Consider the following 14,961-nt stretch of genomic DNA (forward strand, 5'->3'; position numbering starts at 1 on the left):
CGAGGCGTGCCGGGCGTTTGCGAAGTTCGGTTTTGCCTTGGACCGAATCAGCTCGTCGCACCACATCTTCAGGAAGCCCGGTTTCCCGAACGTCCTCTCCGTCCCGATCCACGGCAACAAGGCTCTAAAGAAGGGTACGCTCCGTTCGCTTATCCGCGATGCGGAGATTTCGGTCGAACAATTTGTGCAAGCTCTTAAGTGACGAGGTGCGCGGCTGTGAAGCTCGACGATTTCAAGCTTGAACTCGATCAACTTGAAGCTGCCGCGCTGGCGGCATTCAATGCTGCCGGCAGCGCTGAACCGCTGGAAGCCGCCCGCGTGGAATACCTCGGTGCCAAAAGCGGTCGGTTGAAGGATCTACAAAAGGGGCTGGGCGGCGTCGACAAGCCCGATAAGCCGGCCGCGGGCAAACGCTTCAACGAAGTCAAGCAATCCGTGGAAGCCGCGTTCGAAGCCGCACGCCGGCGCGCCGAGCAGGCGACCGTCTCCACGGGCACGTCCGCTCAGTTCGATCCGACCTTGCCCGGCCGCCGCCCGCGTTTGGGGCACCTTCATCCGCTGACGCAGACGATCGACGATCTGAAGCAGATCATGGGCCGGCTCGGCTTCAATGTGGCCGAAGGCCCGGAGATCGAAGACGAGTGGCACAACTTCGAGGCACTCAACATCCCCGGCGAACATCCGGCCCGCGATCCGCTGGAGAATTTCTATTTGGCCGCCGCGCAGACCTCGGCCGGCAAGAGTGGCTCGGCCCCGCCGATGCTGCTGCGCAGCCAGACGAGCACGGTGCAAATCCGCGTGATGGAACAAACACGGCCGCCCGTGCGTATCATTTCGCTGGGCCGCGTTTACCGGCCCGACACCGCCGACGCCACGCACTATCCCATGTTCCATCAAATCGAGGGCCTGTTGGTCGATCGTCACGTGACCATGGCCGATTTGAAGAGCGTGTTGCGGCTGTTCGCCATGAGTTACTTCGGCGGCGACGTCCACATTCGCTTCCGGCCGTCGTTCTTTCCCTTCACCGAGCCGAGCGTGGAGGTCGACATGAGCTGGCACGACCGCTGGATCGAAATGGGCGGCGCCGGCATGGTCGATCCGAACGTGCTGCGGGCGGTCGGCTACGATCCCGAGGAAGTGAGCGGTTTTGCCTTCGGTCTGGGCGTGGAGCGCGTCTGTGCCCGACGCCATCAGGTGACCGACATCCGCGAGTTCTATCGCAATGATGTGCGGTTCCTCGAACAATTCTAGTCAGCCGGGCTGCTCGAGCGCGCGGACCGCGTCGTTGAGCAGAGCGACAAACGGCGGCGGGTTGTAAAGACCCAGCAGCAGCACCAACGCCATGCACAACAAGATCGGCAGACCGGTGCCGATGCTGTCCTGGAAGCCGGCCGGCGCCGCCTCAGCGGAGGGCGACCCAAACGACATCGAAACCACCGTCACTCCCATGCCGATAAAGACCATGAAGAGCAGCAACACGAACAGACCTCCGGCCCAATAGTGTCCGGTGACAAACGTGGCCGAGAGAATCTGAAACTCACTGACGAACGGGGCGAACGGCGGCGACGCCGTGATGGCAAAGAAGCCCGCCAGGAACATCGCCCCGGAAAGCGGCAACCGCCGCAACACGCCGTGCAGATCGTCGGTGAATTTACTGCCGTAGGCGCGGTGGATGTTGGCGGCCGAGAGAAAGAGCACACCTTTGGTCAACCCATTGTGGACGACGTGCAGCAGTGAGCCAAGCACCGCCGTGCCGCCCACGCCGATGCCGAACACCAGAATGCCCATGTGCTCCACGCTCGAATAGGCCAGCAGCCGCTTCACGTCGCGCTGCCGGATCATGAACACCGCCCCCAGAGCCATCGAGAACATTCCGATCAACATCATGATCCGCTGCACGAAAGGAAGGTCATGCGCCACGGCGGCGATCTGATAGAACCGCAGAATGGCCAGAAACGCGCAACTGGTCAAACTGCCGGCCATCAGCGCGCCGAGAAGGCCCGGCGCCTCGCCGTAGGCGTCCGGCTTCCAGGTATGCATCGGCGCCAGGCCCATCTTCGTGCCATAGCCGACGAACAGCAGCACGAACGCGGCGTGCAGCCAGGGCAAGGAGAGGTGGGGGGCCTCGCGGACGAGATCGTCGAACAGCAGCGTCGCTTCCAGGCCGGCGTGGAGCGACGAGTAGGCGAGAAAAAACGAGCCGAGCAGCGCCAAGGCGATACCCACGGAGCAGATCACCAGGTATTTCCACGTCGCCTCCAACGACCGCCGGTTGTGATTGAAATAGATGCCGGGAGCGGTCGCGAGGGTCGTGGCTTCCATGGCCACCCACATCACGCCCAGATGATGCGACAGCACGATGAGCGTCATCATCGCTTGCGCCAACAGCAGGCAAGCGCAGAACACGCGGTTCGGCCGCTCCTGCCTCAGGGCCAGATAGGGCGGCGCGTAGAGCGAGCAGAGCACGAAAAAAAGGGCGTTGAATCCAAGAAACAGCTTGCTCAGCGGGTCGAGCGACAGCCAGCCGCCGAAGGCCGACACCTCGCCCTGGTCCAACGCCGCGGCGACCAGGCCAAGTTGAATCGCCCCCGCCAGCGGCACCAGCCAGGGCCGCCAACGGTTCGACGGTGTGGCGAACACCACCGCGGCGGCCAGGAGCGGACAGAGAATCAGCCAAACGGCCATCGGTCAGTCCCGCAGGGTTTTCAGGTGGGTGGGGCTGGCTTCGCCGAAGGCGCGGCTGACGTGGTTGATGATGATGCCCATCACGAACACGCCGACGAACAGGTCGAGCAGCACGCCCAGCTCGACGAGGCTCGGAATCGCATCCACCAGCAGCAGGCCGAAGATAAAGATGCCGTTTTCCAGCACGATGTAGCCCAGCACCTGCGTGAGCGCCCGCCAGCGCGTGGTAAGAATCACCGAACCTGCGAAGACGGTGGCCAGGGCGGCGGGCACCACGAGATTGCTGCTGTCATCGGCACGCAGCGGCAGCCGGGCGGCGAAGGCCATGGCCAGCACGGTGCCCACCGCTCCCACGAGCAGCGCCGGCACGATGCCGATGGTCGATTCCTCGTCGCGGCGGATATCCACTTCGCGGAGGGCCTTCAACAACAGCCAAGGAATCACGGCCCCTTTGACGGCGGCCATGACGAGGGTCAGAACGATCAGCCGCGGCACCGCCCATGCGTCGCCGCCGCCGGCCGCACTATCCGCCACTCGGCCTCCAAAATGCGCCACCGGGTAGGCCAGCGCCAGCAACACTCCCTGCAAAGCCACCGCCCGCACGACCGCACGCAATTGCGTCGACGTGAGGATGTACAGATTCATCAACAGCACGAGGACCAGCAGCGGATCGAGGGATTTAATCGTCATCTATGCATACGCGATGATGAGCACCAGCCCCAAGGCCGACAACACGACCGCGGCGATCAGCAGGTGCGGGAGCGACACCAGACGCAGCCGCGCCATGCCCGATTCGACGACGCCGACCACGACGGCGACCGCCAGCACGCCGGCCACAAAAACGACCCAGTCGACCAGGCCGACGCCCGTAGCCAGCGGCACCGACAGTTGCACGATGAGGGCCGCGAACACGAATAGTTTGACGGCCGCCCCGTAGACGATCAAGCTCAGGGCCGGCCCGCTGTGGTCGAGCACCATGACTTCATGAATCATGGTCAGTTCGAGGTGCGTATTGGGGTCGTCGAACGGAATGCGGCAGTTCTCGACGAGCAGCAGCACGAACCAGCTTGCCAGAATCAGCAGCATGCCGGCCCCGGCCGTTCCCCATTGGGCTTCGAGCGACGTATCGAGCATGCCCGCCAACCGCAGCGATCCGCTGATCTTCGCCAGCACCAGCAGGCCGAAAAACAACACCGGCTCCGCCAGGCAGGCATACGTCGCCTCGCGGGCCGACCCCATCCCTTCGAAGGCCGAGCCGGTGTCGAGCGCGGCCAGCACGGTGAAGAAACGCCCCAGTCCCAGCAGGTAGGCGAAAAGAACCAAGTCGCCCGTAAAAGACAAGGGGGCGTCGTGCTCTCCCAGCGGAACGATCATGGCTGCCAGCAAGGCCGTGGCCAGGCCGATCACCGGACCAAATTTGAACACCCAGGTCGTCGTCTCGCTGAAGACCGATCCCTTTTGCACCAGCTTCCACAGATCGTAGTAGACCTGCGCCAGCGGCGCCCCGGTGCGGCCGGCGAAGAACGCCTTGGTCTTGTTGATCACGCCCGGCAGCAGCGGCGGCAGGGCCAAGACCAGCAGAATGTGCAATAGAAAGTTGATCATATCTGGAGGATGGCCTTCCCAGGCCATCTCGTTGCTTGTTTTCGTGCTGGACGGCCTGGGAAGGCCATCCTCCGGACGTCGCATATTGACCTGAGCACGGCCTTAACTCCACACCAACAGGAGAATGAGCGTCGCGAAAATGTAGAGCAGGTAGACCTGGAGACTGCCGCGTTGCAGGACGCGAAACCGGGTGAAGAAGCGTGCCGCCCAGGCGAACGACGGCCCGATGCCGCGGTCGAGGACCGTTTCCGGCACGTGCGTATGGAAATCGGCCTGTTGCGGAAACAGGCCCTTGGGCCGGTGCTCGTGACGGCGGGGCAGCAAGGCCCAGGCGAAAAGATCGACGAGCATCTGAGCGAACGACGACGCCGTGTACTGCATCCGCGGCGACGGGGCCGCGAAGCCGCAGTCCCAAGTGAGGGTTGAGGCGACTTCGCCGCTGCGCAGCCTCTGCCGGAGGAAGACGCCGATCGCGACGGTGAGCGCGATCAGCGCCGCGGCCGCCACGCTGATCCGTCCCAGCGGCGCCAAGCTGACGAGCGGCTGCTCTGGGGCGGCCACGTTCACGGTCCATGCGCGGGCAGCTTGTTCGAGCCAGGGGGCGACGAGAACGGGCAGCAGCCCGATCGCGGCGCAGCACGTGGCCAGGATGCACATCGGACCGAACATCGTCACGGGTGCTTCATGCCCCCGCCGGGCGTGCTCCGACCGAGCGACGCCGAGAAACACCGCGCCGAACACTTTGGCGAAACAGGCGGCGGCCAGCACGCCCATCAGCGCCAGCGCCGGCGCGGCAAAGGCCGCGATCGGCCAGCCCGGCGATCCCTTCAGGCCCAGCGTCTTGAAGAGTCCCAAGTAGATCAACAGCTCGCTCACAAAACCGTTCAGCGGGGGCAGACCGCAGATGGCGACCGCGCCGATCAGAAACAATACCGCGGTGCGGGGCATGGGTTTGGCCAGTCCGCCCAACAGGTCGATCTCGCGTGTGCCGACGGCGTGGATCACCGAGCCGGCGCTCAAGAACAACAGCGACTTGAACAAGGCGTGGTTCCAAACGTGCAACAGGGCGCCGCCGAGGCCCAGCACGACCCACGAGACTTGTCCCAGCGATCGGCCGACCAGCGCCAGACCCAGCCCCAGCAGAATGATGCCGATGTTCTCGATGCTGTGGTAGGCCAGCAACCGCTTGAGGTCGTGCTGACCGATGGCGAACGCGACGCCAAGCACGCCGGAGATCACGCCCAGGCCCAGCACCAGCCCTCCCCACCACAGCGGCGGATGCGGCAACAGCGAGCCGATGCGCACCAGGCCGTAGATGCCCATTTTGATCATCACGCCCGACAGCAGCGCCGAGACGTGACTGGGCGCCATGGCATGCGCGCTGGGCAGCCAGATGTGCAGCGGCATGACGCCGGCCTTCGTGCCGAATCCCAACAGGGCGACGAGAAAGATGGCGGTGGCCAGGCCCGGCGTCGCCGCTTCGAGGCTGACGAAGTCGAACGTTCCGCTCACGCTCCACATCAGGGCGAACAGCCCGACCAGGCAGAGCGTGGCGAAGTGGCTGGCGGCCAGATAGATCCAGGCCGCCTCGCGCACCTGTTGGTCGTGGTCTTCGGTGGCGACCAGGAAGAAGGCGCTGAGGGCCATCGCTTCCCAGGCATAGAGAAACAGCACGCCGTCGCGCGCGACGACCAGCAGCGTCATCGCCGCCGCCAGCAGTCCATAGAACAGCGACAGCTTGCGATGGTTTTCCGGGTGTTCCGTGGCCTTCCAATAGCCGACGCCATAGACCGCCCCGCAGAGCGAAACGAGCAGCACGGGCAGCAGAAAAAACGCCGAAAGAAAATCGACGCCCACGGTCAACGTGCCGCCGGTCGGCGAGGGACAGGTCAGGCCTTGACCTACCGCGCCGGATAAGCGCCCCACGGCGCCGATCAACCCGCAGCCGCAGCCCACGATCACCAGCAGCGCCGCCAGGCGTTGGCCGAAGAACGAGCGGCGATCGAAAAAAAATCCCGGCACCCCGCTGACGGCGAGCAAGACGACGGCCGCGATCACCCATTGTTCGGCGTTCACGTCGCTATGATACAAGCCGGGCGACGGCCTTCCTAGTGCCGCGTGCCAAGAGTTGGTGGAACAGCAACAACCTACCAATGGAAGTGCAAGTGCGGCAGCGATTCTTGCAGACGGCCCGCGGCCTCGTCGGTCACCTGGCTCCCTTCGATATAAAGCGTTTCGAGTTGGTCGAAGCCGAGCAGCTTTTCCAGGCCGGCGTCGGTGAGGGGTGCGTTCTGCAGAATCAAGGCGGTCAAGTCGGGCATGCCGCGGACGCTCCCCAATGCGTCGTCGCCGATCTGACTGGCTCCGAATCGAAGCGTGCGCACGTGTTCCAGCGACGTCAGCTTTTTCAGGCCCGCGGAAGTCACCGCCGCGCTGCCGAAATTGAGCGTCTCCAATCGCCGCATGCCGAGCACCGGACCGAGCCCCTCGTCGGTGACGCTCGTTTCGCCGAGAACGAGCGTTTGCAAATCGGTCAGCCCGGCCAAGTGTCGCAGGCCCACGTCCGTGAGCTCCGTGTTTTTCAGCACCAGCTTGTGCAAGCCCGGCAGACCTTCGAGAGTGGCCAGATCGTCGTCGGCGACGGGTTGCGTCTCCAACTCGATTGAGTCGGATTTACCTTCCCGGACTCGCTCGATCTGCTCGGTCAGCGAATCTTCGGCTGGCGCGTCTTTGCGACTTGGTACGCTGGCCGACCGCGGCGCTGGCGGAGGTTCGCAACCGGCGATGAGCGACAATAAAACAAGGGCGAGCGGCAGGCGTGAGCGTGCCGCTGCGCGAGCCAAGCGAACACGACACTGCACGCGGTGGTCATTGCGGTAGCCGACATTCTTTTCCAACCAACTATTTCTCGATGCCAAAATCGCCGTCCCTCTGCCGCCAGACCGAGTGAATGTGATTGGCGGGGTTGCCGGCGCCGTCGGGCTGGTTGTTGCAGAATTCGATGACAAACGTCGGCCCCTGCACGCGGTAAGAATGGCCGATGCCCGGCCTGTCGGGTCCGGCCCAGGCAAAATAGACCTTCTGGATGCCGGCATCGCGCACCTCGGCCAACCGCTTCTGGCCGACTTCGGGCGTCATGTTTTCGGTGTACGCCTCCAACAGCGTCCACAGGATTTTAACCTGGTCGTCGCTCAGTTCGGTGCCCGGCAGGCCCTCGGGGCCGCTTTGCGGCGGCTGCGGCTGGGCGGCGCCGCGAATATCGGCGGGCGACTTGTCGGCAATCACGGCCTTGCCCCGCTGATCGGCGGTGAGCGACTTCAAAAGCTGGAAGGCCAGGTCTTCTTCCGCGTGCAGCACGCGCGTGCCCCGCGGCGGACCGACCTTCACGTCGCTGCGCACTTCGGCCGGGTTGGCGCCGTAAAACGTCGGCGTGACCGAGGCGATTTTGCCGGCGTCGACCACGAAATTCAGCGAAAGATGATGACCCTCGACGCTGAGGCCCCAGCGGTCCGACTCGCTGGGCTGCCCGAAGAGGGTGAAGTAGTAGCGTTCGGGGTCGCGGAGGGGAGAACCCTGCCGGCCTTTTTCCAGTTCGCGCAAGATGGCCTCCAGGCTCATGATGGTCTTGGCTTTGTCATAGCCGAGCTGGCTGACGGCACTGCGCAGCAGAGCGTGGGCCCGCTTTCGCTGCTCGCCGTCCATGTGCTTGACTTGCAGGCCCTTGCGCTTGTCCTTGGGAATATAGTGCCAATCGAGCCGGGCCGGGTCGTCGAATTTCATGGTGGCCGCGGCCCGTTGCTCGGCGGAAAGGCCGGCCAAAAAGTCGCGGGCGGCCTGCGTCATGTCGGCGCCGGCCGGGCGAAAATTCATCGCCGCCAGCGTGCCGGCCGAAGAGATCAAAAGGACGGCCAGTGCGGCCAGGGATTTACGGCTTTGCATCGTCAGGACTCCCGTGCGTGGTGCGGTTCGTTTCCGCCCACGATAGTCTGCCAAGGGGCTGCTGGCCAGTGGCCCGTGGTTTTGCCGCCCAATTTGCCTTATAATCGGCCTGCTTAACCCCCGGCGTTTTGGCAATCATCATGGCTCACCTTCCGCGACTTTTGTTGACCCTGCCGCTGACAGCGGCGATTTGGCTGACGGCCGGTCCTGCCTCGGCCCAGGCTCCCGCCGCGACGGGCCCGGAAATGCCTTGGCAAGTCGCCGTGTTGTTCACCGCCAATTGGGTGTTGGCGGCGGTGGCTGTGGCCATTCTGTCCCGGCCCTCGAAGCGTCCCGATAAGCCGAAGAAGTCCCTGGACGAAGAGGCCGCCTGATGAACATGCCGATTCTGTTCGCCGACCTGAACGCCACCAAGGTGCTGGGCATCATTCACTGGATTGGCATGGCGTTCGTCTTTTTGTGGTTTCTCGGGTCATGCATGAAAGACGGAATGTGGAACAACGGCCTGCGATGCATCAGCGCATTCGTCGCATCGATGCTGAGCTTTCCGCTGGCCGTGCTGGCGGCGGGCCTGTTCGGCGGCAGTTCCGGAGCCAGCGCGCCGGATGATTACCTGCCGCTGGCGATCGCCATCGGCGCAAACTGGATCGCGTTCGTCGTCTGCCTCGGCGTCATTCTGACTCTGACCGACGGTCTGTCGCAAGTGAAAGTGGCCTTTCACCCCATCGTCAACAGCGTCGGCAGTTTCATCTTTATCTGCGGGATCGCGGCGGTGTTCCTCTTTTACGCGACGCCGATCTACAGCGTCGTGCAAGCGCTCAAGTAGCCGTAGCTGACTTCGTGAGAAGTCAGGTGTTGGCAAGTGGGTGTAGGGTGGGACCAGCGAGCTTGCGAGCGCCGGCCCACTATAAACGACGTCCGTATCGGTGGGCCGGCGCTCGCAAGCTCGCTGGTCCCACCCTACGATTCACGTTTCTTTCAAGGCCCGCTGAAGCTCCGGCAAGGAGGTCACGCCGGTCACCACCAGCAGCAATCCTTCTTCTTGCAGCGTGCGCATGCCGGCCTTGCGGGCGGCCTGCCGGACGGCCTCCACCTGCGGCTTCTTCTGCAGCGTTTGGCGCACCAGGTCGTCGACCACCAGCGACTCGAAGATGCCCGTGCGACCGAAGTAGCCGATGCCGCGGCACTGCCCGCACGGTTCCTGAGGCTGTTCGGGATTCGGCGTCGGCGGACGATAGAGCGCTTCGATGCGGCCTTGGGGAATTCCGAGCTGCTGCAGCAACTGCGGCGGCGGAGCGTAGGCTTCTTTGCACTTGTCACACAGCTTTCGCACCAGCCGCATGTTGACCGCCACCTTCACGGCGCCGGCGTATTTTTGCGGCGGCATCTTCAAGGTCATCACGCGCAACAGCGCCTCGGCCGCTTCCTTGGCCCGCGCCGTGGTGATCACCGTCCGATCCAGGCCCGTCTGGTCGCACAACAGCTCGGCACTTTCCGCGTCCTTCATGTCGGGCACCACGATCACGTCCGGGTACTCGCGGATCAACTTGGGCAAGACCGTGAGCGGCGATTCGCCGCCCGCCGCGTTGAAGGTGGTGACCGGCACGTTCTCGATCTGCACCTCTTTGGCCGCGGCGTCTTCGACGCAGATGAAGCCGCGAGTATAGCGGTCCATGCCGCTGACGATGGCGTGCAACAAGCTCGTCAGGCCCGCGCCCGGCGGCGCCGAGATCACCACCATGCCCGTGCGCGACTCGAGCACCGGTTTCAAATCCTCCCACATCTTCTCGCGCATGCCGAGGTCGATCGACCGTTTCTTGCGCACATCGGGATCGGGGAACTGGATCAGCACGCGCTCGCCGGTTTGTGTGCCCTGGCTCATCACGCGAGGCGTGTGCTTTTTGCCCTGATACTCGGCGCCGAACGATCCCTGTTGCCGTGCCCGCCGCTCGTTGGGGTTCAACGCGCAGAGCACCTTGAGCACGGCCAGCAGCATGTCGCCCGGCTCGCGCTCCAGGTTCTCGCCCGGATGCCAGACGCCATCCACTTGAAAGCGGACCGAAACCGATTGTTGCGTAAAGTCGAGCATGATCGAGTCGGCCCGGTTGTCGAGACCCTGGGCCAACAACTCGCGGGCCGACAGAAAGCCGGGGGCCTGCCGGGCCGTGAGCAAGTTTACATTGTCGTCGCGCTCGGTCGCGCCGCCGCTGGCCGTGAGCTTGATCGGCGGGCCGACGTCGTCCGCCGTAAGCTGATCGGAACGGACTTTGATGCCGATCATCTGTAATTTCCTGGCCGTCCAGCGGCGAATGTGCGCCGAATTGAACACCTTCTGGTCCAGGGCCACTTGCTGGTTGTGCTTGACGCAATAAACGATGAACGGCACCAGGAAGAACAGGAATTGGAGCGCATAGCCGACCCAGAACGTGACGCTGGACGAAAGCAACGACATGACGGGGTGGCACAGAAAACCGCTCGCCAGAAAGCACAGGCCAAACGGCAGACACATGGCCAGGTTCCAGTTGCGGTTTTGCTTGCGAAAGTAGCGGTCGCGGTTGACCCAGTCGGCGGCGGAGACCCACCACAGGACGACCACCAGGTAAAGCAGTGCCTGAACCACGGCATAAATCAAAATGCCGACGTTGATGTCGACGCCCGTGAATTTGTCTGCCCAGTAAGGCACCAATTTACGGATCACGTCATTGAACGAACCGGCCGACGCTTGGGGCACGGCTACCGGGGCGGCTTGTGGCGCAGCGGGCATCGGCGCTTGGCCCAACGCCGGCAGCGCGGCGAAACACCAGCAAAGGAACCCCAGGAGGATAATGGCAAGTCGTCCGCGCATCACAGGATTCCGGGAGCCTTGACCTCGATGCCTTTGAGCGCCATGCGCAACGCATCGACGTTGGGCGCCACCTCGAACGCCGTGGCACGGTCGATCAGGTCCGTGTCGACCAGGTTTTTGAGACTCATAGTGAAGTCCTGCATCCCTTCCTTATCGCACATGCGGATGGCGTCAGGCAGCTTCTCGTCTTTCTCTTCCAGCACCAGCTTGCGGATGATGGAGTTGAAAATCATGATTTCCACGGTGGGCACGCGTCCCACGCCCGGCTTGATCGACGGCAGCAGCTTCTGGCCCACAATGGCCTTCATGTTCATGGCGATCGCGCTGCGCAGTGCGGAGTGCATCGATTGCGGAAACAGGTCGAGAATACGGCCGATGGTGGACGGCGCGCCCGAAGCGTGAATGGTTCCGAACACCAGGTGGCCGGTTTCGGCCGCGTGAATGGCCGTCATAAACGTCTCTTCATCGCGCATTTCGCCCACCAGCATCACGTCGGGGTCTTCGCGCACGGCGTGCTTCATGCCGATGCCGAAATCCACCACGTCCAATCCGACCTCGCGCTGGTTGATCAGGCATTTGTCTTCGGTAAACACGAATTCGATTGGATCTTCCAGCGTCAGAATGTGCTTGCGATAGTTCTGGTTGATCCAGTTGAGCATCGAGGCGATGGTGGTGCTCTTGCCCGAACCGGTCACGCCGGCCAAGAGCACCATGCCCTGGTCCCATTTGCAGAGCGACTCCATGATGGGCGGCAGATTCAGCCCTTCGAAGGGCGGTATGAGCTGGTTCACGCGGCGGGCCACCAGCCCCACGTGGCCAAGCTGCTGCAGCACGTTCACGCGGAACCGCCACATGCTGCCGTCGACGTCGGTGGTATGGGCGAAGTCGGCCCCGCCGGTCTCCTCGAAGATTTTGCGGTTGCGGTCGGTGAACATGGGGAAGATCAGCCGCACCATTTCTTCGTCGTCGACCGGCCCGCGGTCGAGCGGCCGCAAGGTGCCGTTGACGCGCACGATCGGCGCGCGGCCGACTTTCATGTGCAGGTCGCTCCCCTTCAGCTTCACCAGGGCGCGAAACAGCTTGTCGATCTCCAGCTCGACGTGTTTCTTGACGAATTTTGCCGCCAGGGCGTCGCTGCCGGGCGTTACGGGGGGTGCCATTGCTGTTGCCATAACATTGCTCTCGGTGAGTGGTGAGGGTTCAGGGTTCAGCGTTCAGAGTTCAGCTTGACGAAGATCAATTCGCTTGCGCGTCATGAACCCTGAACCCTGACCACTGAACCCTCTTACGCGGCGATCGACCGCACGGGAATGCCACGGGCGGCCATCACCTGTTTGGTTTGTTGAATCGTATACTCGCCAAAATGAAAAATACTGGCCGCCAGGGCGGCGTCGGCCTTGCCCATCTGGATGGCGTCGGCCAGGTGTTCGGGCCGCCCCGCGCCACCGCTGGCCACGACCGGAATCGACACGGCCTCGCTCACCGCCGCCGTGATCTCCAAATCGTAACCGTTCTTGGTGCCGTCCGCATCCATCGACGTCAGCACAATTTCGCCCGCCCCCAGCCGCTCGACCTCGCGTGCCCAGGACACGGCCTCCAGGCCCGTGCCGACTCGACCGCCGTTGATGTGGACTTCCCAAATCTCGCGGCCGTCTTTCACCACCCGCTTCGGATCGATGTTGACCACGATGCACTGGCTGCCGAACCGCCGGGCGGCGTCGGCCACAAACCGCGGGTTCTGCGGGGCGGCCGAATTGATCGACACCTTGTCGCAGCCGGCGCTCAACAGTTGCCGGATGTCGTCGATCGTGCGGATGCCGCCCCCCACGCAGAGCGGCATGAAAATGACTTCGGCGGTGCGGCGGACCACGTCGAGCATGATGGCGCGGCCTTCGTGGCTGGCGGTGATGTCGAGGAACACCAGTTCGTCGGCCCCCTCTTTTTCGTAGCGCGCGGCCACCTCGACGGGGTCGCCGGCATCGCGCAACTGAATGAAATTGGTGCCTTTGACGACCCGCCCGCGATCGACGTCGAGGCAGGGAATCACCCGCTTGGCCAGCATCGCTTCTCTTTATCAACCGAGGTTCCCGGCGGCCTGCGACGGCGCGGGAGCTTGTTTCCGTATCGCGAATCCAGCTTTGTACTTTAAGCGGTCGCGCCGGGCAGGTCAATGAACCTTACGTCGGCCGAAAGGCTGGCGTATAATCTCTACGGCATGGCCACTATCGAGATCAGCCGACTCGCCAAGTCGTATCGCGTCTATCAGAAGCAGGAAGGGCTGCTCGCCTCGCTGGGCGGGCTTTTCCGCCGGCAGTATCGCACGGTCGAGGCGGTGCGCGGCATCGACCTGACCGTGGAACAGGGCGAGCTCGTCGCCTTTCTCGGCCCCAACGGCGCCGGCAAGACGACCACCCTCAAGCTGCTTTCCGGCGTCATCACGCCCACCAGCGGCACGGCCAGCGTCATGGGCCATGTGCCCTGGAAACGCGAAAACGCCTATCGCCGCCGCTTCGCCTTGGTGATGGGGCAAAAAAACCAGCTTTGGTGGGACCTGCCCGCCCAGGAGTCGTTCCGGCTGCACCAACAAATCTATCGCATCGAGCCGGTGCGCTTCGACCACACACTCAACGAGCTGGTCGAGTTGTTGGAAGTGGGCGGCCTGCTGCGGCAACCGGTGCGCGAACTTTCTCTGGGCGAGCGGATGAAGATGGAACTCATCGCCGCCTTGCTCCATTCGCCCGACGTGCTGTTTCTCGACGAGCCGACGATCGGCCTCGACGTGATCGCCCAGCACAACATCCAGACCTTTTTGCGGCACTATCAGCAGCATCGCCGCATCACCATTCTGCTCACCAGCCACTACATGAAAGACGTGGCCGCGCTCTGCCAACGCGTGGTGATCATCGCGCACGGGCGGATCATGTACGACGGCTCTCTGTCGGGCATCGTCGACCGCTTCAGCGGCCACAAGGTGATCAGCTTGCAGTTTCCGGCCGACGCCGAGCCGCCCGCCGATTTGCACCGCTACGGCGAGATGCTGGAAGAACACTTTCCGCGGATCAAGTTTCGCATTTCGCGGCGCGAGGTGTCCGACGTGCTCACCGATCTGCTGGCCCGCTATACGGTGGAGGACGTGAGCGTGGAAGATCCGCCGCTGGAAGAAGTCATCGCCGAGCTATTTTCGCTGGCCGGCGAACAGGCGGCTTCGGAGCAACCCGCCACGGGCGCGTTGTGAACCCCACCGTTGGGCCAACTGGCGGAATCTGCCAGTTGATCGGGGGTTCCGCGTCCCGCCGGCAAGCCAAGCGAAGATCATCGCGGTCTAAAACACTTGTGAAGAATAGGCGTGGTTCAAAGCAGGGTAACACTTCCCGTTGGAGTTCTGCCAGCACCTCCTGCCGGAAGTACCTGCCGCTGCGTTGGTTACGTCCTGACGCGGCCCACGCAGGGCGGCGAAAGCTGTTACCCTGAGATTCCTTGCTTTGAACCACGCCGAAGAATAAAAGCATTCAGCGTCATTGCCCGGCGGTAACACCAATCCGGACATGCCTTTACAGCCACGCGCGAACGCATCAACGTTCGCTTATAAAAGCTTTTAAGCCCACCGCCTTGTGACTGGCACAAACCGCCCTCACTTGCGCCGCGTGCGGCGCATTTGCCGACCGTAGCCCTTTTCGCCGCGCGAGAGGAAAGCCGTCTGCTCCGCGACCATGCGACACGCGTGTCGCCTCGGCGCGTGCCGCCGGCGACTCACGGGCCGCACGCACTTTGGCCGCGCGCGGCCAATTTGCCGACCGTAGCCCTTTCGCTGGAGCGAGAGGAAAGCCGTTTTCTCCGTGCCCAGGCGACACGCGTGTCGCCTCGGCGCGTGCCGCCGGAGACGAACG

The 14,961-nt window shown here is 63.5% G+C and carries 13 protein-coding genes; 4 read left to right on the plus strand and 9 right to left on the minus strand.

Going from position 1 to position 14,961, the window contains the following annotated elements; all coding sequences use genetic code 11:
* Positions 1-216: 216 nt before the first annotated feature.
* On the plus strand, positions 217-1,251 hold the full coding sequence (pheS, locus tag VNH11_20375; GenBank protein HVA48733.1) for a phenylalanine--tRNA ligase subunit alpha: 1,035 nt from the start codon (positions 217-219) through the stop codon (positions 1,249-1,251).
* Here pheS and VNH11_20380 read toward each other — a convergent pair whose 3' ends face one another.
* From VNH11_20380 to VNH11_20405, 6 genes are all read right to left on the minus strand, one after another.
* The gene (locus VNH11_20380; GenBank protein HVA48734.1) at positions 1,252-2,685 is read right to left on the minus strand and encodes a proton-conducting transporter membrane subunit; all 1,434 of its coding nucleotides are present in this window, start codon (positions 2,683-2,685) and stop codon (positions 1,252-1,254) included.
* Positions 2,686-2,688: 3 nt separating this feature from the next.
* Positions 2,689-3,375, minus strand: coding sequence for a hypothetical protein (locus VNH11_20385; GenBank protein ID HVA48735.1), 687 nt, complete (start codon positions 3,373-3,375; stop codon positions 2,689-2,691).
* A complete protein-coding gene (locus VNH11_20390; GenBank protein ID HVA48736.1) occupies positions 3,376-4,290 on the minus strand; it encodes an NADH-quinone oxidoreductase subunit H in 915 nt (304 codons plus the stop codon).
* 102 nt (positions 4,291-4,392) lie between these two features.
* Positions 4,393-6,366, minus strand: coding sequence for a proton-conducting transporter membrane subunit (locus VNH11_20395; protein ID HVA48737.1), 1,974 nt, complete (start codon positions 6,364-6,366; stop codon positions 4,393-4,395).
* Positions 6,367-6,437: 71 nt separating this feature from the next.
* Positions 6,438-7,187, minus strand: coding sequence for a hypothetical protein (locus tag VNH11_20400; GenBank protein ID HVA48738.1), 750 nt, complete (start codon positions 7,185-7,187; stop codon positions 6,438-6,440).
* 4 nt (positions 7,188-7,191) lie between these two features.
* Complete coding sequence (locus VNH11_20405) at positions 7,192-8,229, minus strand: DUF3500 domain-containing protein (protein ID HVA48739.1); 1,038 nt, start codon at positions 8,227-8,229, stop codon at positions 7,192-7,194.
* Positions 8,230-8,369: 140 nt separating this feature from the next.
* Between VNH11_20405 and VNH11_20410 the strand changes: the two genes are divergently transcribed.
* Together VNH11_20410 and VNH11_20415 are read left to right on the plus strand one after the other, a co-directional pair.
* The gene (locus VNH11_20410; protein HVA48740.1) at positions 8,370-8,603 is read left to right on the plus strand and encodes a hypothetical protein; all 234 of its coding nucleotides are present in this window, start codon (positions 8,370-8,372) and stop codon (positions 8,601-8,603) included.
* Positions 8,603-9,055 carry a hypothetical protein gene (locus VNH11_20415; GenBank protein ID HVA48741.1) on the plus strand — a complete coding sequence of 151 codons (453 nt, stop codon included), beginning with the start codon at positions 8,603-8,605 and terminating at the stop codon, positions 9,053-9,055. Before VNH11_20410 ends, VNH11_20415 begins: the two co-directional genes overlap by 1 nt.
* Positions 9,056-9,196: 141 nt before the next feature.
* Here VNH11_20415 and VNH11_20420 read toward each other — a convergent pair whose 3' ends face one another.
* The 3 genes from VNH11_20420 to hisF form a co-directional block, all read right to left on the minus strand.
* The gene (locus VNH11_20420) at positions 9,197-11,074 is read right to left on the minus strand and encodes an ATPase, T2SS/T4P/T4SS family (GenBank protein HVA48742.1); all 1,878 of its coding nucleotides are present in this window, start codon (positions 11,072-11,074) and stop codon (positions 9,197-9,199) included.
* On the minus strand, positions 11,074-12,234 hold the full coding sequence (locus VNH11_20425) for a PilT/PilU family type 4a pilus ATPase (protein HVA48743.1): 1,161 nt from the start codon (positions 12,232-12,234) through the stop codon (positions 11,074-11,076). The genes VNH11_20420 and VNH11_20425 overlap by 1 nt, the downstream gene beginning before the upstream one ends.
* A gap of 125 nt (positions 12,235-12,359) precedes the next feature.
* Positions 12,360-13,136 (minus strand): imidazole glycerol phosphate synthase subunit HisF, encoded by a 777-nt coding sequence (hisF, locus tag VNH11_20430; protein HVA48744.1) that lies wholly within the window; start codon positions 13,134-13,136, stop codon positions 12,360-12,362.
* 153 nt (positions 13,137-13,289) lie between these two features.
* On the opposite strand from hisF, the gene VNH11_20435 reads away from it, so the two are divergent.
* Positions 13,290-14,309 carry an ABC transporter ATP-binding protein gene (locus VNH11_20435; protein ID HVA48745.1) on the plus strand — a complete coding sequence of 340 codons (1,020 nt, stop codon included), beginning with the start codon at positions 13,290-13,292 and terminating at the stop codon, positions 14,307-14,309.
* Positions 14,310-14,961 lie beyond the last annotated feature (652 nt).

Source organism: Pirellulales bacterium (assembly GCA_035533075.1).
Lineage (GTDB): Bacteria > Planctomycetota > Planctomycetia > Pirellulales > JAICIG01 > DASSFG01.

Bases quoted from the DNA above. Each gene is read 5' to 3' on its own strand.
- VNH11_20435 (HVA48745.1), top strand. From the start codon at position 13,290: ATGGCCACTATCGAGATCAGCCGACTCGCCAAGTCGTATCGCGTCTAT.
- VNH11_20385 (HVA48735.1), bottom strand. From the start codon at position 3,375: ATGACGATTAAATCCCTCGATCCGCTGCTGGTCCTCGTGCTGTTGATG.
- hisF (HVA48744.1), bottom strand. From the start codon at position 13,136: ATGCTGGCCAAGCGGGTGATTCCCTGCCTCGACGTCGATCGCGGGCGG.
- VNH11_20380 (HVA48734.1), bottom strand. From the start codon at position 2,685: ATGGCCGTTTGGCTGATTCTCTGTCCGCTCCTGGCCGCCGCGGTGGTG.
- VNH11_20415 (HVA48741.1), top strand. From the start codon at position 8,603: ATGAACATGCCGATTCTGTTCGCCGACCTGAACGCCACCAAGGTGCTG.
- VNH11_20425 (HVA48743.1), bottom strand. From the start codon at position 12,234: ATGGCACCCCCCGTAACGCCCGGCAGCGACGCCCTGGCGGCAAAATTC.
- VNH11_20390 (HVA48736.1), bottom strand. From the start codon at position 4,290: ATGATCAACTTTCTATTGCACATTCTGCTGGTCTTGGCCCTGCCGCCG.
- VNH11_20405 (HVA48739.1), bottom strand. From the start codon at position 8,229: ATGCAAAGCCGTAAATCCCTGGCCGCACTGGCCGTCCTTTTGATCTCT.
- VNH11_20420 (HVA48742.1), bottom strand. From the start codon at position 11,074: ATGCGCGGACGACTTGCCATTATCCTCCTGGGGTTCCTTTGCTGGTGT.
- VNH11_20410 (HVA48740.1), top strand. From the start codon at position 8,370: ATGGCTCACCTTCCGCGACTTTTGTTGACCCTGCCGCTGACAGCGGCG.